Here is a 19,805-nt window from a genome sequence, read left to right on the forward strand (position 1 = left end):
GGGAAGCACCTCACAAAGCCAAACACAATACGTGTTGCTTTGAGGGGTGCTATTTTTGTATAGGAGGCATGTGCATCTATGACTAAGAACAAGAATGACGATGATCGGATCAAAGAGCAGCAGATGACATATGACGTCTATGCGGCGATGCCGGATGACGGACAACGCTATGAAATTATCGAGGGGGCTATGGAGATGATGTCTCCGAGTCCGTCAGTAACGCACCAAGCGGTTAGCAGGGAACTGGAATTTGTACTCATGCAAAGCTGCAGGACGGATTATGAAATTTTTCATGCACCTCTCGATGTAATCTTGAGCCAAACGAATGTGCTGCAGCCGGATATTCTGATGATTCACCGCAGTCGAATGCATATTGTATCAGCCCGAGGGATTGAAGGACCGCCGGATTTGGTGGTGGAAATTGTTTCTCCCCATTCCCGCAAAAGGGATAAAGTAGTCAAGGCGAATATATATGCTAAATATAACGTCCCGGAGTATTGGATAGTCGACTCTGAAACGCGTACGCTGGAGCTATATCGGCTTCTTGGCGAGGTTTATGAGCTATACAATTTATTCGAAGACGATGATCGGGTAACTTCGGACAAGCTGCCTTGCGTTTCTTTTGTAATTAGCGACATCTTTAAGGAAATGCTTTGAGTGGTGCTATTTTTGTTTAGGAGGCATGTACGCCTATGACGGAGAACAAGAAAGACGATGACCGGATCAAAGAGCAGCAGATGACTTATGACGTCTATGCGGCGATGCCGGATGACGGACAACGCTATGAAATTATCGAGGGGGCTATGGAGATGATGTCTCCGAGTCCGTCAGTAGCGCACCAAGCGGTTAGCAGCTAACTGGAATTTGTACTCATGCAAAGCTGCAGATCGGATTATGAAATTTTTCATGCACCTCTCGATGTAATCTTGAGCCAAACGAATGTGCTGCAGCCGGATATTCTGATGATTCACCGCAGTCGAATGCATATTGTATCAGCCCGAGGGATTGAAGGACCGCCGGATTTGGTGGTGGAAATTGTTTCTCCCCATTCCCGCAAAAGGGATAAAGTAGTCAAGGCGAAGATATACGCAAAATATAACGTCCCAGAGTATTGGGTCGTAAACTCGGATACGGAAACGCTTGAGCAATATCGGATTGTTGGTGAGACTTATGAGCTTTTTAATTTATTTGAAGGCGATGACCGGGTAACTTCGGACAAGCTCCCGTGTGTTTCTTTTGTTATTGGCGACATCTTTAGGGAAATTCAAATACGGAATCTTTCGTCATCAAATTAAGGTTTGGCGAGGGAAGCGAAGAAATTAATTAAGCCGCATTTTACGCAAGGTTAAACAACCGACGCGTAAAATACGGCTTTGTCCGTTTATTCCATCCGGAACAACACCTGCCGGCGGTCGGCAACCGCTTGTTCCATCGATAACTCCAGCATGTCGCGGATCGGCCGCAGACTCACATTTCGATCCCGAGCCACATAGCTCGCGCCAGCGACGTGTTCAAGATTCAGCGGATCAAGCGAATCTAGCTGCAATCCTGCACCTGCGTCTTCCGTCCCGAGCATCAGCGCCCCGTGAAAGAGGCTGCTGCGGTCAGCCAGCGAATGGATGTTCAGTTGGTTGCCCAAGCGAAGCCCGATCGGGAAACGCAGCTCCAGCGTCAAACCAACGCACGGTGTTCCCGTCCATTCGACGAATCCGTCAGCGATAGTCGCGGCTATCTCACTGCCATCTACGCGAAACACAAGGTCCGTTCGCGCCACCCAAGAGGGTACGAAGATCCTCACCATTACTGTCTTCTCTATGTCTGAATCCGCCACCTCAAGCCGTATGCTTCCCTCAATCGGATACGCCGTCGTCTGCTTAAGCGTCAGACGCCCCGAGGCGAGTCGAATCTCGGCCTCGCTCTCCCGCAGGAAAGGAACGGTCACTGTATTCCGTTCGGCATCCGCGAAATAGCCGTATTCAATCGCGCGGGACAAGCCGTCGCCGCCGCGCATCGTACAGCACCAGTAAGCTTCGAACAACCCTTCCTTAGGATGAAGCAAGTCATCATGCGCTCCCGAGCAGCAATCGCAGCCGAAGCCGCCGTTCGGACGCTGCCCGTACCCCAGGCCGTTGTACAAGATGCCGTGCGCAATCTCAAGATAAGACGCTTCTCCCGTGTGCTTCCACAGTTCGACCGCGACGATGAACGAATCGACTACGGCGCAGGGCTCCGTCCATTCCGGCCGGCCGAACCAGTTGTAGTTGGCGTAATTTTCCGTTATCCCTTCCCGGTTGTACAGGGCGAAGACGTCTCGCGCCAAGTCAAGCAAACCATCATCCCCGGTCGTCTCGTAATGACGAAGTATGCCCCGAAGAGCGGACAGCGTCGCATGCGTTTGGAAGGACAGCCCGGTTAGATCGATCGTCCGGAACTTGCCGATCATCTCGTCCAGCAGCGCACCGAGTTCCGGCCACTTTAACAATTGGTAAGCGTGGGTCGCGCCATCCAGCATAATGAAGGCGCAGCCGACATCCGTGGACAGGAGCCAATCGCCCACTTTCCGTTCAAACAGGCTGCCGATCGCTTCTCCGGACGGCTTACGGTCTTCCGGCTCGACAGGATACTTCTCATATAAGCCGCGGGCAGGCAGAAGCAAATGGCGGGTTATGTCCTCAATTATGCGAAGGGAGAGGTCGTCGCCTTTCCACAGATGGTATTCCGCCATCGCTCTTAGAAACCAACTATGCCCGGAAAGCTGCTGCTCGTCCACTGTGCCTTGCGCATGGATCATTCCGAAATAGCCTTGTGCATTCAGACGTTCGGGCAGTCGGGCCATGATCTCTTCCAGATAGACGGGTTCCCGGTTCGTCGCTTGCGCCAGCATGGTCAAAGCGAGAATCGTCCGTCCTTCCCAATCGCCCGGCCATGAATAGCCGCCTTCCCGGTAGATCGTCGGAAACCGGTACTCCTCTGTCTCCAGCCTGTCGTAATTCAGCATCGCCCTCCGATATAAATCTCCTCCGACCTTCTGGTCGGCATATGGAATGGGATCCATCTTAAATCCTCCTCGTGAATATTGATCCTATTAGATTGCTGTTAATTATTCCATTTCTCTACCTATCATAGTGAATCGGTTGTATGATATATATAGAAAATATATGAATGGGAGTGTAACAATATTGCTCTTAAACCCAACGATAACGAAGCCGCAGACAATCGGATTTCATTATGTTGATCGTTTCAACGTCTCTATTCGTCTCGAGGGGATCGGTTGGGAGAAGGCGGAGTCCGCATCCTATCGCTGGAACGGGCTCAGCCGCGGGCAAGAGGGCGCCGCGATTTTCCAATACACCTTATCCGGCCGAGGTGAGCTTAGAATAGGCGAGAAGATCCATTCGCTTCCTAAGCATCACGCGTTTATGTGCAAGGTGCCGGGAGATCACGAATATTATTTGCCGGAGGGAGAGACGCATTGGGAGTATTTCTTCGTCACCATCCACGGGGAAGACGCTTTGCGGCATTGGTCCGCTTTAGAGGGGAAAATAGGGCCGGTGTTCGAGCTCCCGCCGAAATCCGCGCCTCTGGGCATTCTGTCAGAGCTGTACGCCGATATCGTCCAGGCTCCGCTTGCCGATCAGTACGATATTGCGGCGTCGCTGTATCGGTTCATTCTCGAAATGCATCGGTATGCCGACGCGTCCAGCTTGGTCAGGACAGGCGACATTCCCGAACCGCTCTTGCATGCGATTTCACTCATCCGCCAGCGTTATCGCGAAGACTTGTCCCTGGACGAACTGGCCAAAGCATCGGGTTTGACCAAGTACCACTTCTGCCGTTTATTCCAGAAGAAGCTTGGAATTAAACCGATGCAGTATATAAACAAAGTAAGAATCGAACGCGCTGTCTGGCTGCTGAGGTATACGGATCTGAAGATCGCTCAGGTCGGTGAAGCCTGCGGCTTTACTCATGCGAGTTATTTCATCAAGACTTTCCGTGGAATAATCGGATCAACCCCCGGGGATTACCGGTCGTTACCCAAGCATCCCGACTTCGATCAGCTGAAGGTGGAGATCTAAGACGATGCCGATAAAAGGACGATTAACCGTATACCTGATTCTGTTTTCCGTCATTCCGTTGATTACCGTAAGCGTTTTCTTGTATTATCAGGCTTCCAACGTAGTCAAGATGCAAGCGGAAAAGTACGCCGGCACGGTTCTATCGCAGACGACTTCAACCATTAACCAATTGATGGACGATGTGGTGAACGCCAGCGTGAAGGTGGTTACCGATCCGAATGTTCAGAACGACGATATTTTCAATCAGGGCGAGTTCGACCGAAACGTGAGGTATCGGACGATAGAGAAGCTGATGACCAACGTCATGATGGCTCAGCCGGAGGTTTCCTCCATGTATCTCTGTCTTAACAATGCGGACCTGATCAGCGTGGGCTCCCAGAATCTTGCAAATCACCCGGATTGCCGCAGCAATAAGTCTTATCAAGCGGCACTGGACAACAATCTGATGCCGTTGTGGATCGGGATGCATGAGAACGAATTCGATGAAGGGACGGTGTCTCGCAATCGCTACGTTATGACGCTGGCGCGGACCGTCTACAGCTTCGATACCTACAAACCCCTCGGCGTCCTGCTGATCAACATTGCGGACCAGACGATCAACAACAACTTTCAGGCCGGCTTCGATGGGGAACCTGCCATTTTTCACGTCACGGACATGCACAAAAACGCGATATATGTTAAGGATCCTGCCAAATACGGCACGAAACTGGATGCCCCCTATCTGGACAAAGTCATCGATATGAAGACTTCGGGAGGATTCGTGTGGAGAGGGGACAGCGGTCCGAAGTACATCAGCTTCGTCTACTCGACGAAATCGGATTGGATATTTGTAGTCGAGCTTTCAATAGACTATATAACCCGTAATTCCAATCTCATATACAAAGCGATGATAGCGATCGTAACCGCCTGCTTCATCCTATCGATCATGGCCGCTTACTTTCTAGCGCGGAAGTTCACCGATCCGATCAAAAATCTTCTGTCGTCGATACGCCGGGTTAAGGATGGTCAGCTGAATCAGACGATCCATTCCAAACGGAAAGACGAGATCGGTGTCCTTACTCAGAGCTACAACAGCATGATTCAGGAAATCCGAGAGCTGCTCGTTCGGCTCGACACGGAAAATGTCATGAAGCGCCGCGCGGAACTGGATGCGCTTCAAGCGCAAATCACGCCTCATTTTTTGTACAATTCGCTGAATTCGATCAAGTCGATGGCCCGCCTGAACGGGCAGGATCTCATCTATCGGACCACGACGAGCTTGATTGGGTTGCTGCAGTTAAGCATCAGCAAGAACACGGTATTCATTCCACTGTCAGAAGAACTGGAGATGGTAAAGCATTATCTGGAGCTGCAGAACGTCCGATATCCGAATCGGATCAAGGCGTTATTCGAGATCGAGGACGGCTTGTCCGATTGCCTGACGGTCAAGCTGATTTTGCAGCCGCTTGTGGAGAATGCCATCTTGCATGGGCTGGATCTGAAAGACAAGGGAGGCATAATTGTCATCCGCATGTATCGTGAAGGTGCCGACATCGTCATGCAGGTCGAGGACAACGGCAAAGGGATGGAGGAAGCCGCTCTCCGCCTAATATTGACGGGGAAGCCTAAGGAGGATGGGCGCCGGTTCGGCGGACTCGGGCTTCGCAACGTAAACGAACGTCTCAAGCTGCATTACGGGGAAGACTACGGCATTTCGTTCCATAGCCTGCACGGCGTTTCTTTTGTAAGCACCGTTCGCATTCCTTATCGGATATAAGAATGAATCCCCAATATGGAGGCTGATCGCGCATGTACAAGGTTATGATCGTAGACGATGAATATTACGTGCGGATGGATATCCGGACGATGATTGATTGGGAGAAGCGCGGCTTTCAATTGACCGAGGATGCGGTCGACGGGAATGACGCACTGGACAAAATCGGCGAGTACAAGCCCGACATCGTGCTGCTTGATATCGGGATGCCTGGAATGAACGGGATTACGTTAATGTCTCGGCTGAAGGAAACGGCTTTTCCGGGTAAAATCATGATTCTAAGCTGCCATGACGAATTCGATTACGTAAAGGATGCGCTGCTTCTGGGGGCGCAAGATTATTTGATAAAGCATAAGCTTGAGCCTGAAATATTGGAGAATGCGCTTAGCGGGCTCATCGTTAAACTGGAGGGGGAACGGCAGCAGAACGAGCAATTGATTAAATGGAAAGCGATTGCGGCACAATCGCTTCAGATGCAGCGAAGCCGCTTCTTCCAGCAGCTATTGCGCGGCTATATGACCAATCCGAAGGTCATAGCGGAAAGCGTAGAGCAACTGGAACTGTATTTCTCAATCAAGCACAGCGTTGTCATGATCGTTAAGTTTCATGATCACAATGGCGGGAAGCCGCAACCCGGAAACCGCTCGTCCGAGCAATTAAAAGCGCGGATTGCCGATGAAATCAACCTCGAAATCGTGAATGCCTCCACCGGCTACTGTTATGCGGCGGACAACGAAGAAATACTTCTATTGCTCGGCTTTGAGTCGGTTCCCAGCTTCTTGTACCTGCAAAATCTGCTGCATGATTTGTCCAACCGAGTGCTTTCCCTAATTCAACAACGTTTCGGTCTGGGCGCTTCTGTCGGGGTGAGCAACCACTGCTCCTCTGTTGCGCATATTTCCGACTATTATCGTCAGGCGCAGGCTTCGATCGCCGGAGTCTATTTCTTCGGAAAGAACAGGATCATTCATTATTCGGAAGTGAGCGATTATACGCGAAAGCCGATCAGGGGCTTTAAGGAGTTTGAGGAAACGCTTTTGCTTGCGCTGACCGACGCTGCGAGAATCACCGAGGTCATCACGGAAATGTACAGGGAAATAGCCGAGCAGAGGGTTTCGCTGGAAGAAGCGCACACCTTTAATTTTGAATTCATCTCATTTATCAAGAAACAGCAGCGCGACCACGGAATCGCCGAACAGGACCTTTTCGAATCGGGGCACTCCCCTTACGAGGCCGTTAATTTGTTGGAAACGGCGGAAGAAGTGAAAGGTTACTTGGTCGGGGTCATGCTCCGGTTGAGCGAGCTGCTGCTGACAAGCTCAAGAGGCAAATATCGGCCTGAAATCGCCAAGGCCATAAGCTATATGAGGGACAACTATGCCGGCAACTTGTCGTTGGAAATCGTCGCTTCGGTCGTAAACAAGAACAGCGCTTACTTCTCCGATCTGTTCAAAAGGGAAACCGATGAGAATTTCGTTGTTTTTCTCCAGAAGATACGAATAGAAAAAGCCAAGACTCTGCTGAGGACAACCCATGATAAAGTGTACGACATCGCCTCGCAGGTGGGCATAGACAATTATCATTATTTTTGCAAAATCTTTAAGCAATTGACCGGAATGACTCCGATTCAGTATCGCACAAAAAAAATGCAATGAACGCTAAAAATAGTGCACATAGGGGCTATAAAAACTGCAACTTTGTCTAAAGGATGTGAATTAGAAAGCGATTACAATCGGGCTATAATGAGTTGCCATCCTATAAGGGCACTTATCAATTGAGCAGGGGGACAATAGGCATGAGGGGTAAATGGGAAAAAAGGTTGATCAGAACGTTGTCGTTAAGTTTGGCGGTCGTTCTCACGGTTGCGTTATTAGCCGGATGCGCTAAGAATAAGGATGCCGATAAGCCGTCGGCTTCTCAGGCGTCATCGCCATCCGCTTCATCTGCATCGTCAGAGCCGTCGGACGCACCTCAAGAACTGCTGGAGTACAGCTTCTATCAAGAAAATGATTCGCCTCCGCAATTTGCGGACAATCCGAACGATGTTCTGACGCCGATCGTCGAGTCCAAGTTTAACGTAAAAGTAAGCAAAGTGTTGTACAACCAAGGCTCCACGTTTAAGGAAAGATTCAATATGCTTCTGGCGACGAACGATTTGCCGGATGTCATCTATGCCCAGTCCAACGCGTCGATTGTCGCCAACAGCGGACAGTATGCGGAACTGGGGGATTTGATTAAACAGTACATGCCGAATTTGTTGAAGTACGGTTCGATAGATTCGTGGCGGGATTCTTTCTTTAATGGGAAATTGTATTCGATCCCCTCGTTGTGGGTCGATACTTCCTTGCCGCAATTCAATGATATTTATAGTATGCCGGGCGCCAACTGGGGCCTCGTAATCAGGGAAGACATTCTCGATAAATTGGGCTACAAATACACTCCGTTGAAAGAAATCGAGAAAAAAATTAACGAAACCCAACAAAAGCCGACATATGACGACTTTAAGATCGAACCGGAAATCAAAACGCCTGAAGATCTTTACGAATTTCTGAAAAAAGTAAAAGCATTGAATCTGAAGGTCGGAAACAAGGATGTTATTCCGATGTCGATTCCATGGTGGGCGCAGCATCACCTGGCGAACATGTTCGGCGTCAGCAGCTCCTGGCAATATCACGCAGACGACAATACCGTATCCGGCACGCCGTTCGGAGACAAAGACGGCAAGGAATATTTCCAATTCCTGAATAAGCTCTACAACGAGAAGCTGCTCGATCCCGATTTCGCCATACAGAAGGATGAGCAGTTGAAAGAGAAGCAAGCTAGCGGTCAAGTGGCTGTAGCTCTCGTACTGATGGATGCGCCAAGCGCCAATGCAGCCGTAGACAAGATTGCTCCGGGGAAAATGTTCCACCACATTACGATGCCCAAGAAAGAAGGGCTCGTACGTAACGGGATCGACGCGTTCAACCCTGCTGCGTTTCAGTATTTCGTGAAGAAGGACTTTAAGGACATTCCTCGTCTGCTTAAATACTTCGACTGGTTCTACTCGGACGAAGCGATGGATCTAATCATCTGGGGACCGGAAAGCCTTGGTCTGTGGGAAATGAAGGACAACAAAAAAGTATTCAAGGATGAAGCGCTGCACCAGGCCTTGCTCGAGAATAAGGATGGCAGCATCGCCGATGAGCAATATTACAAAAAAGGTCTTGGACGCAAGGGCCTTCCTAAGCAATATTCCAAGGCGTTCAGTGCCGCGCCGGGATTAATCGGCTACAATCCGTTCGACTGGCCGCGCAGCTATCCTTATAAAGTAGCGGATATCTTTGAAATGTCTTCCAGTTATGTGACGACAAGCGCATTGGAGCGGGATGGCAAACTGCTCGCAGGCGTTGACGATCTGACGAATGGCCCCGGCAACTGGTTATGGTCGGATTTCTACAACAATAAATCAGCCAAACTATACGCGGTTAAGCCAGATAAATTCGATAAAAACTGGGAAGATTTGAAGACGGAGTTTATGAAAAAAACGAAATATGCCGAAGCTCAGGTGGAAATGGAGAAAGTCTTCAAGGAACGCGGGCTCATGAAATAAACGAAGTTCGGTCAACAAGAGCCGCGGATCGAAAGATTCGCGGCTCTATCATTCGGACTATAATGGGTCATACAAATCAGCTTAGACATAGAAGGAGCGGTAAGATGAAACAGCAAAGAGCGGGTGGTTTCCTAAGGACATTATCCCAGCAAAAAGTGCTGCTATTGTTTTTGTTGCCGGCCATGGGATTGGTGCTCGTATTCAACTATATTCCGATGTTCGGACTTGTCATGGCGTTTCAAGATTACAAAATCTTGGAAGGATACTTCCACAGCGATTTTGTAGGGCTTGCGAATTTCAAGGAGTTTTTCGCCTCGCCGGATTTCTATCAGGCGCTTCGCAATACGATTGCGATTAATTTAATTTGTCTCGTCGTCGTTTTTCCGATGCCGATCATCTTTTCCGTTTTGTTAAACGAACTGGTCAGCGCAAAACTCAAAAAAACGATCCAAACGATAACATACCTGCCTTACTTCATTTCCTGGGTCGTCGTCGGGGGGCTCTTCTATAAGCTGCTGGAAAGTAAATCGGGGGTCGTCAACGTTCTGCTTCATTCGCTAGGGATGGAGGATATCCCTTTCTTCCGCGAGGCGCAATATTTCTGGCCGATTATTATATTCGCGACGATCTGGAAGGGGATCGGCTGGAATTCGATTCTGTACTTGTCGGCCATCAACTCCATTGATCCTCATTTGTATGAGGCGGCGGAAGTCGACGGAGCCAACCGGTTTCAGCGCATCTGGAACATTACCCTTCCGGGAATCGCGGGCACCGCGGTATTTCTGTTCGTTCTGACGGTGGGGAGCTTGATGAATGGCAGCGGCGGAGCCAGCGGGTCGCTCGCGCCGAACTTTGAAGCGCTCTGGAACTTCAGGAACGCGCTGGTAGCCGGCAAATCCGATGTTCTGGATATTTATGCCTACCAGCAAGGCGTCCAAGGCGCGCAATATGCATATGCGGCGGCGATAGGCGTATTCCAGTCCCTGATGTCTCTCGTCCTCCTATTCAGCTGTAATTTCTTGATCAAAAAATGGCGAGGCGAAGCTTTATTCTAATCGCAAAAGGAGCTGTACCATGGCAACAAGATTGAATTTCCGCTGGTTCGACATTACGGTGGGCGCTCTATTTATTTTATTGTGCTTTTTGACCATCTATCCGTTCCTGTATGCATTGTCGTACTCCCTCAGCAACGGCCAATCCGTATTGACCCAGAACATGTATGTGTGGCCCATAGATTTTACGTTTGACAACTACAAAACGGTTTTCGCCAACAATTCGATTCTCAGCGCTTTCTATATATCCGTCTTGAAGACCGTTCTGGGAACGGCGCTTTCCTTGATAGTGATTGCCACGGCTGCCTATTCCGTCTCGAAAAAACATCTGATTCTCAAAAAATCGATTTTATCTTTTTTCGTTATTCCCATGTATATTTCGGGCGGGCTGCTTCCTTTCTATATTCTGATCTTTAATCTGGGGCTCATGAACAAATTCCTCGTATATTTGCTGCCCGGCGCTTTCAGCGGGATGTTCATGTTCCTTATCAAGGTCTATTACGAGACGCTTCCCGGGGAAGTGGAAGAATCGGCGAAGATAGACGGCGCCGGGGATTTCCGGGTATTCGCCAGTATTTTCGTTCCCTTATCGTTCCCCGTCTATGCCACCGTAGCATTGTTCGTAGGGGTGGCGCAGTGGAATGCGTGGTTCGATGCCATGCTGTTCATGAGCAATACCGATCTGCACCCACTCCAGCTTCTGCTGCAAAACATATTGCGGGAAGCGGAAGTGACGACCTTCTCCCAGGTAGCGGCATTAAGCGGTCCTCAAGGGATCAAACGAACGTCCGTGGAGACGCTGCGGATGGCCACGTTGATGGTAACTACGTTTCCGATTCTGTTTATTTATCCGTTCTTCCAGAAGTATTTTATCAAAGGGGTGGTGTTGGGAGCCGTTAAGGGGTAGGGTTGGCACATAATCGATCGATCGGGAGGAATGGCGCGTGACGAAATCGCTTACGGATGAGAGATGGACAGTTTCCACGACCGAGCTTACGCAATTCACAAATGCCAACGGGGTGTATCAGGATGGTAATGTGGCTATGTGTCGGGATAAGGACGGTGTTTTATGGGCGCTGGTCGGGCACAACAATTTAGGCGAAATCACGTTGTGGAGGGGCACATGCGTCGAAGATTTGACGAAGCAATTCGCCATTGAGTACGAATTCGAGATGGGTAGAGCGGGAGCGGCGTTTCATGGCATCCCCTATCCGGACGGGCCGCGTTCCAGGGGGAAAATATGGCCGAATGGACTCTGGATCGATCCGGAGGACGGTCGTTTCTACTGTTACGTGCACAATGAGACGGCTTGGGGAGCGGAGGATACGTCTTATACCGCTTACGGCCTTCAGGAGGGGGAGCCGGATTTCCGGCATATCGGACTGATGACTTCCGGCAATCAAGGCAAGTCGTGGGATTTCACGGGATGGGTGGTGACTTCCTCGTTGCCTTGCTGGACGGAGCTCTATCGGCCGGACGGCATGGAAGGCGGTCAATCCGCCGAAAGTTTCGTGCTGGGAGCGGGGGATTTCTGCTTCTATCCGAACGAGCGGGACGGTTACTTCTATATTTTCTATTCGCAAATTACGGTTGATCAGGCGAACGAGGTAAAGGGCGACCATATCTATGCGGCTAGGGCGCCGATGGCGGGCAGAGGCTTGCCTGGGCAGTGGCGCAAGCTCTATGACGGGGAGTTCGCGGAGCCGGGGAACGGGGGGAGGGAAACGGCAGTCGTCCATTCGGGGAATGTTCCGTTTCTCTCTTATAATCGCCACCTAGAGCAATATATGCTGACAAGCTATCGCAGGGAATTGTGGGTCCAAGGCCTTGGAGCCTGCCAAGTTTCTTTCAGCCGCGATTTGATCCATTGGAGCGAACCCGTACCTCTGGCGATCGAACGCCAGGACTTGTCGCGACCTTATTTCACGGTATGCAATACCAATAAAGAAGGGCTCATTCAGGATACGGGACGGACTTTCCGGCTATTGATCGAGACCAATGGCACAGACGTCTATTGGGCGGATGTCCGGTTGCCCTAAAGAGGTTAGCGTGTTTATATTACGAAAATTACAAGGAGGCAGACTTATGAAAAAATCAATCGGCTTGCTCCTTTCGTGCGTATTGCTCGCCGGCGTCATTTTTCCCGCCGGAGGCGCAAGCGCGACCACGAATACGGATGTTGGGATTTGGTACAGCACCTGGTATTCGAAGGTGTCGGACGTGCGCGGCGATTGGCTGACGGGCTTCGGCGCTTCGAGTCTGAACCAGTTCGTCGGGGACGTGAACGGGGATGGGAAGGCGGATGCGGTAACCTTCAACTCCGGTGGAATATGGAATGTTGCACTTTCTAATGGGAGCGGTTTCAATACGCCGGCACAATGGGTTAGCGGGCACGGCTCGGGTTCCCAAGAGCAGTTTTTGTCCGACGTGAACGGGGATGGGAAGGCGGATGCCGTCGTCTTCTTCAACAGCGATGTGAATGGGGACAGCTTGGCTGGCGATTGGTATATTTCGCTATCGAGCGGAAGCGGATTTCTGTCCTATTCGCTTTGGAAATCCGGAGCGGGTTATAATGCGACCCGGCGTTTACTGGGAGATGTAGACGGAGACGGAAAGGAGGACTTGATCGCGTTCTTCGCTGCCGATTCCGGCGGCAAGTGGGCGGTGGCCTTGTCGAACGGCAGCTCGTTCGGCACGTTTAACGTATGGAAAACGAATTTCGGGGGTGCATCCAGCAACCAGTTCGTCGCCGATACGAACAAGGACGGGAAGGCGGATGCCATCGTTTACTCCTCGGATGGCAACTGGTTTAACGCCAATTCGAATGGTACGGCATTCGGAACGGTTGTTGCATGGACGGCGGGGCATGGCTATGGTTCGGCGGCACAATACGCCTATGACGGCAACGGCGACGGGTACGCCGATGCTTACGTGTATTTCAATGCCGATGTTGTAAGCCCGGATGGCAAGGTGGGAGATTTGATAGGCCGTGAATACGAGCGTTCGGAGAAAGTTGTATGGCCGGGCGACATCGTGCTTAATTCCGGGTTCGGTTATCAGGCGACCAAATTCATGAACGGCAATGTCACCGGCGATCCCTATGGGTGGAAAGCAAACGTAGCGTTCTATGCCGGCACGAATGGGGGCAGTTGGAAAGTCGAGCGGTATCGGCAGAACGATAGCGTGTCCACAGATACATGGCTCGGCTTTACTCCGAAGCCGGCGATTAACTACAGGCCGTTGACGCTCGGCTCCTATCAGACTTATGACAGCGGCAATACCGCAGTTATCGACGAGCACCTGTCCACGATGGCGGCAGCGCAAATCGATTGGCTGCTCCTTGACGAAACGAACGGGCTGAACAACGTCAGCGGAGCGATTCTGAATCGGGCCGCGCGGCTGGCGGGACGTCTCAAGAACTGGAACGACAATCCCTCGAACCGGGACATCCGGTACGCCTTTGCCATCGGCCGAGCGCAATGGACGCAAGATCCGCTGACGATCGAGAAGGAAGCCGGGCAAGTGTGGGACGAGTTTGCGAACAATGCTTCCTATGGCGGATCGAACTATTATTACGAGTTGAACGGCAAACCGCTGCTCGTCGTCTATATTCCGGCTTCCGTGCAAACGGCGTGGCACAATTATACGGGGAGCAAGGCGAACACGAATCATTTTACCGTTCGCTTCGCAAGCAATGCGGCGGCGGGCGAATACGGCTGGCAATTGCCGCAGACGGGCGCGGTCGATAACGACGAGGTCATGAACGTCATGCCCGGTTGGGACAACCATGTCGGGAACCTGCCGCCGGTAGCCCGAAACAAAGGCGTCTATTACAGCCAGCTCACTTGGGAGAAGGTGCTAAACCGGCCGGTTAAGCCGAGTATCGTTCTGATCAACTCCTTCAATGAATTCGCGGAGGACACGGGGGTTCAGATTTCAGATACGAGCGGGCTAGCAGCCAGTTCGGAGAAGTGGTACAACAGCGACGGCGTTCTAGACCCCGCATTGTACTGGAATATGACGAAGAACTATATCCGGCAACTGCAGACCCCTGCTTCCACCTCGAAAGCGTCGTCCGGCTTCTCCAGCACGCAAGGCGTAAACAGGTGGTCATACGAGGAATGGCAGTATAGCGGCGCGACGCGCACCCTTGTTCCGATGACGTGGGATGCGGTTAACGGAAGATGGAAGGGGGCTGCTGCCTACGCGCTGATCGGCAACAACTGGCAGCATCCGGACGTTAACCGCCAATCCGTTCGCGTCTTTACGGTGCCATCCTCCGGCTCCGTTACGCTGACTGGCAATATCGCCAAACAATCCGCGAGCGGCAATGGCGTCCGGGTCAAGATTAAGAAGAACGATCAGGACTTCTGGCCGAGCGGCGGCGGATATGCCGTCGTCACCGATACGGGCGGAATCACTCCGTTTCTGACCGCAACGGTGGCCGCAGGCGACAAATTCCAGTTCATCGTCGACAGCAATGGCGCGATCGATTATGACGGAACGAATTGGAATCCTACGGTGACCTATAACTAACCCTGTGCTGTGAGTCCATTCGCAAGAGAGACCGTTAGGATGAAACTATCCTGACGGTCCTTTTTTTTAGCGTTAAAGTATGTTTCCGTTTTACTAAAAAAGGTATATCGACAGAAAAATAGAATTATCAATAGATATCAGTCAGCTAGTGTCAGTACCCTTAAACTACGAATAGAAAGGTTGCACACTATGATGCGGAATGGATTGCCTGCAAAACAGGGTCTATATGATCCACAGTTCGAACACGATGCTTGCGGGATGGGGTTTGTCGCTAATATCAAAGGCCGCAAGTCGCATGAAATCGTTCGTCAGGCGTTAACGGTTCTTGGGAATCTGGACCACCGCGGCGGGCAAGGCTGCGAAGCGAACACGGGGGATGGAGCGGGAATTCTGCTGCAAGTCCCGCATGCTTTTTTTCGGCGAGAGTTGAACAAGGAAGGCATTACGCTGCCCGGTGACGGTGAGTATGGGGTCGGGATGCTGTTCTTGCCTCAGGATGCGGAGAAACGCAAAACATTCGAGAAACTGCTGGAAAGTATCGTACGTGAAGAGGGGCAAACGTTGATCGGTTGGAGAACGGTGCCGACCGATGACGGGAAACTCGGCGATACCGCGAAATCGGTTCAGCCTTATGTTCGTCAGGTGTTTATCGGGCAGCAAGGAAGTTTTGGCGACGAGCTTGGCTTCGAACGCAAATTATATGTCATTCGCAAGCGCGCGGAACAGGCGATTCGCTATTCCGGCATCGAAGGCGGAGAAGCCTTCTATTTCTCGAGTCTTTCTAGCAAGACTATTGTGTATAAAGGGATGCTTATACCGGAGCAGGTGGACTCGTACTATATTGAACTGCAAGATCCGGCGGTCGAAACGGCGCTTGCGCTAGTCCACTCGCGGTTCAGCACCAATACTTTCCCGAGTTGGGAGCGCGCCCATCCTTACCGCTTCGTAATCCATAATGGGGAAATCAATACGCTGCGCGGCAACGTGAACTGGATGCATGCCCGTCAAGCGCTGGCCGAAACCGAGCTATTCGGCGGGGACATGAGTAAGGTGAAGCCGGTAATCGACAATGACGGCAGCGATACGGCCATGTTCGATAATTCGCTGGAATTCCTTTATTTGTCCGGACGTTCTCTGCCGCATGCCGCCATGATGATGGTGCCGGAGCCTTGGTCCAATCACGAAAGCATGACAGAGGAAATGAAAGCGTTTTATGAATTTCACAGCACGTTGATGGAACCTTGGGACGGTCCTGCTGCGATGGCGTTTACGGATGGCACGCAGATTGGCGCTTTTCTAGATCGCAACGGGCTTCGCCCGGCGCGTTATTATGTCACGACCGATGATTTGATCATTCTTTCTTCTGAGGTAGGCGTTCTGGATGTGCCGCCGGAAAACGTAGTTTATAAGGAACGGCTTCGTCCCGGACGGATACTGCTGGTGGATACGAAGGAAGGCCGAATCATTTCCGATGAGGAAGTCAAGCTCGGCATCGCGAGGGAACAGCCTTATCAAGCTTGGCTGAAGGAGCATTTGATCAGCTTGGAGGATTTGCCGGACGCGCATGAAGTGCCGCAGCCCGATCATTCGACTGTTTTCCAGCGTCAGCGTGCATTCGGTTATACGTTCGAGGAGCTGCGCAAGGTGTTCGAGCCGATGGCCCAAAGCGGAGTCGAACCGATCGGGTCGATGGGTTATGACGCGCCAGTTGCCGTTCTTTCGAAAAGACCGCAGCGGCTATACAACTATTTTAAGCAGCTATTCGCGCAGGTAACCAATCCGCCGATCGATGCGATTCGCGAAGAGATCATTACGGCAACCGGGACGACGATCGGACCGGAACGCAATTTGCTGCGTCCGGAGCCGGAAAGCTGCCGTCAGATCAAGGTGAAATCGCCGATACTCTCGAATGAGGACTTCGCCAAGTTTCGCCATATTCGCAGGCCGGGCTTCAAATCCATCACGCTGCCGATTTTCTTCAAAGTGTCGGATGGCGCGCAAGGCTTGGAAGCTTCGCTCGATGAGTTGTGCGAGGCGGCCGATCGCGTCATTGCCCACGGCCATAATATTTTGATTTTATCGGATCGCGGAATAGATCGTGATAATGCGGCAATACCGGCATTGTTGGCCGTGTCTTGTTTGCATCATCATTTGATCCGGGAAGGCACGCGTACGAAAGTGAGCTTGCTGCTGGAGTCGGGCGATCCTCGGGAGGTTCATCATTTCGCGCTGCTGCTCGGATACGGGGTAAGCGCGATTAACCCGTACCTGGCGCTGGAATCTCTGGACGACATGATTAGACAGGGCCTATTGGTCAACATTTCGCATGAGAAGGCCGTCCAAAATTATATTAAAGCTTCTACTAAGGGCGTTATTAAAGTGTTGTCCAAAATGGGCATATCCACGATCCAAAGCTACCGAGGCGCGCAGATTTTCGAGGCTTTGGGCTTGGAGCAAGCTTTTATCGATAAATATTTTACATGGACACCATCGAGAATCGGCGGCGTCGGGCTGGAAGTCATCGCCCGCGAAGCGCTGATTCCACACGAAAAAGCTTATGCCGAGCAGGAGAGAGACGAGCTTGTACTCCCTTCCGGCGGCGAATATCAATGGCGCAGAGACGGCGAGGAGCATATCTACCAGGCACATACGATTCATGCGCTTCAGCAAGCGTGCCGGAACAATGACTATAACCTGTTCAAGAAATTTACCGAAGCGGTTAACGGTCAGCAGGAGAAGCTGTATACGCTGCGCGGATTGCTAGATTTCAACATTGACGGTGCCGGCGTCCCCATCGAAGAAGTAGAGCCGGTCGACGATATCGTCAAACGATTCAAGTCGGGTGCGATGTCCTATGGTTCAATCAGCAAGGAAGCGCACGAAAGCATGGCAATCGCGATGAACCGCATCGGCGGGAAAAGCAACACCGGCGAGGGCGGGGAAGACCCGGCCCGGCTCATACCGGATGCCAATGGCGATTCCCGGCGCAGCGCGATTAAACAAGTTGCATCGGGAAGGTTCGGCGTCACGAGCAACTATCTCGTTAGCGCCGATGAAATTCAGATCAAGATGGCGCAGGGTGCAAAGCCGGGAGAAGGCGGGCAGCTTCCGGGACGCAAAGTTTATCCCTGGATTGCCGAGGTACGCGGTTCAACTCCGGGAGTGGGTTTGATCTCACCGCCGCCGCACCACGACATTTACTCGATCGAGGATTTAGCGGAGCTGATTCATGATTTGAAGAACGCGAACCCTCGCGCGAGAATCAACGTAAAGCTCGTATCCGAAGTCGGGGTAGGCACGATCGCCGCCGGCGTTGCCAAAGGCCGTGCCGACGTCGTGCTGATTAGCGGGTACGATGGAGGAACGGGCGCATCGCCGCAGACGAGCATTCGCCATGCGGGTTTGCCATGGGAGCTCGGTCTTGCGGAAACGCATCAGACGCTCGTGCTTAATAACCTGCGCGACCGCATTGTCGTCGAAACCGACGGGAAGCTGATGACCGGCCGCGATCTTGCCATCGCCGCCATGCTCGGCGCGGAAGAATTCGGCTTCGCCACTTCGCCGCTTATCGTGCTTGGCTGCGTCATGATGCGCGTTTGCCACTTGGACACTTGCCCCGTAGGGGTCGCGACGCAAAATCCGGATTTGCGCCAGAAGTTTAATGGCGACCCGCAGCATGTGGTGCATTTCATGCGGTTCGTCGCTCAAGAGCTGCGCGAAGTGATGGCATCTCTTGGCTTCCGCACGATCAACGAGATGATCGGACGGACCGACAAGTTGAACAGCCGCAAAGCGATTGCGCATTGGAAAGCGAAGGGCATCGATCTATCGGCGCTCTTGTACCAGCCGGAAGTCGGTTCGGAGATTGGCCGTTATTGCAGCACATCGCAAGATCATGGTCTTGAGAAGTCGCTGGATAGAATGGAACTCATGAAGATTGCCAAACCGGCATTGGAATCGAAAGAGCCGGTGACGGCAATCGTCCCGATCCGCAACACGAATCGGGTTGTCGGGACGATACTGGGCAGCGAAGTAACGAGACGTTACGGCGCGGCGGGGCTGCCGGAGGATACGATTCGTTTTCATTTCATTGGCTCCGCAGGGCAAAGCTTCGGCGCATTCGTTCCAAAAGGAATTACCCTTAAGCTGGAAGGGGATTCCAATGATTACGTCGGCAAAGGGCTTTCGGGCGGGAAAATCATCGTAACGCCGTCGGATAAAGCGACCTTTAAGAAGGAAGAGAACATCATTATCGGGAACGTTGGTTTCTACGGCGCGACGGCTGGGGAAGCGTATATCCGCGGAATTGCGGGCGAGCGTTTCTGCGTACGGAACAGCGGTGTGAACGCGGTCGTCGAAGGCGTCGGCGACCATGGCTGCGAATACATGACGGGCGGACGCGTCGTTATTCTCGGCAAGACGGGACGCAACTTTGCAGCCGGGATGTCCGGCGGTATCGCGTATGTTCTTGACGCGGATGGCAGCTTCATCAACCGATGCAACCTGGAAATGGTTCTTCTCGAGCGAGTGGAGCAGCAGGCGGAAGCGGAGCAATTGAAAGCGATGATTGAGCGGCATGTTGTTTTCACGAGGAGCGCATGGGCTCAATCGATTTTGGACGACTGGAGCAATAAGCTGCCGAAATTCGTTAAAGTCATTCCGAAGGATTACAAGCGGATGCTCGATGCGATGGATCGATTAACGGCAGAAGGAATGAGCGGGGAAGATGCCGTTATGGCAGCTTTTGAAGCGAATATGAAAGATTTTTCCCGCGTGAGCGGCAACTAATTCCGATG

13 protein-coding genes are annotated in these 19,805 nt (G+C 51.8%); 12 read left to right on the forward strand and 1 reads right to left on the reverse strand.

The window, feature by feature from the left end:
• Window positions 1-78 precede the first annotated feature (78 nt).
• The 3 genes from K7P76_RS07575 to K7P76_RS07585 are packed head-to-tail and all read left to right on the forward strand — an operon-like array spanning window position 79 to window position 1,295.
• Window positions 79-657 (forward strand): Uma2 family endonuclease, encoded by a 579-nt coding sequence (locus K7P76_RS07575; RefSeq protein WP_232184623.1) that lies wholly within the window; start codon window positions 79-81, stop codon window positions 655-657.
• Between the two features lie 35 nt (window positions 658-692).
• On the forward strand, window positions 693-857 hold the full coding sequence (locus tag K7P76_RS07580) for a hypothetical protein (protein ID WP_232184624.1): 165 nt from the start codon (window positions 693-695) through the stop codon (window positions 855-857).
• 15 nt (window positions 858-872) lie between these two features.
• Entirely contained in the window at window positions 873-1,295 is a 423-nt protein-coding gene (locus tag K7P76_RS07585) for a Uma2 family endonuclease (protein ID WP_255678405.1), read from the forward strand.
• Between the two features lie 86 nt (window positions 1,296-1,381).
• Here K7P76_RS07585 and K7P76_RS07590 read toward each other — a convergent pair whose 3' ends face one another.
• Complete coding sequence (locus tag K7P76_RS07590; RefSeq protein WP_232184627.1) at window positions 1,382-3,055, reverse strand: glycoside hydrolase family protein; 1,674 nt, start codon at window positions 3,053-3,055, stop codon at window positions 1,382-1,384.
• Between the two features lie 124 nt (window positions 3,056-3,179).
• Here K7P76_RS07590 and K7P76_RS07595 point away from each other — a divergent pair, with 124 nt between their 5' ends.
• From K7P76_RS07595 to gltB, 9 genes are all read left to right on the forward strand, one after another.
• Complete coding sequence (locus tag K7P76_RS07595) at window positions 3,180-4,076, forward strand: helix-turn-helix domain-containing protein (protein ID WP_232184628.1); 897 nt, start codon at window positions 3,180-3,182, stop codon at window positions 4,074-4,076.
• A 4-nt stretch (window positions 4,077-4,080) separates the two neighbouring features.
• Window positions 4,081-5,832: a sensor histidine kinase gene (locus tag K7P76_RS07600; RefSeq protein ID WP_232184629.1), complete on the forward strand. Its 1,752-nt coding sequence runs from the start codon at window positions 4,081-4,083 to the stop codon at window positions 5,830-5,832.
• Window positions 5,833-5,864: 32 nt separating this feature from the next.
• Window positions 5,865-7,484: a response regulator gene (locus K7P76_RS07605; RefSeq protein ID WP_232184630.1), complete on the forward strand. Its 1,620-nt coding sequence runs from the start codon at window positions 5,865-5,867 to the stop codon at window positions 7,482-7,484.
• A 140-nt stretch (window positions 7,485-7,624) separates the two neighbouring features.
• Entirely contained in the window at window positions 7,625-9,421 is a 1,797-nt protein-coding gene (locus tag K7P76_RS07610; RefSeq protein ID WP_232184631.1) for a type 2 periplasmic-binding domain-containing protein, read from the forward strand.
• A 104-nt stretch (window positions 9,422-9,525) separates the two neighbouring features.
• Window positions 9,526-10,476 carry an ABC transporter permease gene (locus K7P76_RS07615; protein WP_232184632.1) on the forward strand — a complete coding sequence of 317 codons (951 nt, stop codon included), beginning with the start codon at window positions 9,526-9,528 and terminating at the stop codon, window positions 10,474-10,476.
• Window positions 10,477-10,495: 19 nt separating this feature from the next.
• On the forward strand, window positions 10,496-11,380 hold the full coding sequence (locus K7P76_RS07620) for a carbohydrate ABC transporter permease (RefSeq protein ID WP_232184633.1): 885 nt from the start codon (window positions 10,496-10,498) through the stop codon (window positions 11,378-11,380).
• Window positions 11,381-11,417: 37 nt separating this feature from the next.
• The gene (locus K7P76_RS07625) at window positions 11,418-12,512 is read left to right on the forward strand and encodes a hypothetical protein (protein ID WP_232184634.1); all 1,095 of its coding nucleotides are present in this window, start codon (window positions 11,418-11,420) and stop codon (window positions 12,510-12,512) included.
• A gap of 46 nt (window positions 12,513-12,558) precedes the next feature.
• A complete protein-coding gene (locus tag K7P76_RS07630) occupies window positions 12,559-15,009 on the forward strand; it encodes an FG-GAP-like repeat-containing protein (protein ID WP_232184635.1) in 2,451 nt (816 codons plus the stop codon).
• A 189-nt stretch (window positions 15,010-15,198) separates the two neighbouring features.
• Window positions 15,199-19,797, forward strand: a complete 4,599-nt coding sequence (gene gltB / locus K7P76_RS07635; RefSeq protein WP_232184637.1) for a glutamate synthase large subunit — start codon at window positions 15,199-15,201, stop codon at window positions 19,795-19,797.
• The last annotated feature ends 8 nt before the right edge of the window (window positions 19,798-19,805 follow it).

This window comes from Cohnella silvisoli (assembly GCF_021190915.1).
Lineage (GTDB): Bacteria > Bacillota > Bacilli > Paenibacillales > Paenibacillaceae > Cohnella > Cohnella silvisoli.

Bases quoted from the DNA above. Each gene is read 5' to 3' on its own strand.
- K7P76_RS07575 (WP_232184623.1), top strand. From the start codon at position 79: ATGACTAAGAACAAGAATGACGATGATCGGATCAAAGAGCAGCAGATG.
- K7P76_RS07580 (WP_232184624.1), top strand. From the start codon at position 693: ATGACGGAGAACAAGAAAGACGATGACCGGATCAAAGAGCAGCAGATG.
- K7P76_RS07585 (WP_255678405.1), top strand. From the start codon at position 873: ATGCAAAGCTGCAGATCGGATTATGAAATTTTTCATGCACCTCTCGAT.
- K7P76_RS07590 (WP_232184627.1), bottom strand. From the start codon at position 3,055: ATGGATCCCATTCCATATGCCGACCAGAAGGTCGGAGGAGATTTATAT.
- K7P76_RS07600 (WP_232184629.1), top strand. From the start codon at position 4,081: ATGCCGATAAAAGGACGATTAACCGTATACCTGATTCTGTTTTCCGTC.
- K7P76_RS07605 (WP_232184630.1), top strand. From the start codon at position 5,865: ATGTACAAGGTTATGATCGTAGACGATGAATATTACGTGCGGATGGAT.
- K7P76_RS07610 (WP_232184631.1), top strand. From the start codon at position 7,625: ATGAGGGGTAAATGGGAAAAAAGGTTGATCAGAACGTTGTCGTTAAGT.
- K7P76_RS07615 (WP_232184632.1), top strand. From the start codon at position 9,526: ATGAAACAGCAAAGAGCGGGTGGTTTCCTAAGGACATTATCCCAGCAA.
- K7P76_RS07620 (WP_232184633.1), top strand. From the start codon at position 10,496: ATGGCAACAAGATTGAATTTCCGCTGGTTCGACATTACGGTGGGCGCT.
- K7P76_RS07630 (WP_232184635.1), top strand. From the start codon at position 12,559: ATGAAAAAATCAATCGGCTTGCTCCTTTCGTGCGTATTGCTCGCCGGC.
- gltB (WP_232184637.1), top strand. From the start codon at position 15,199: ATGATGCGGAATGGATTGCCTGCAAAACAGGGTCTATATGATCCACAG.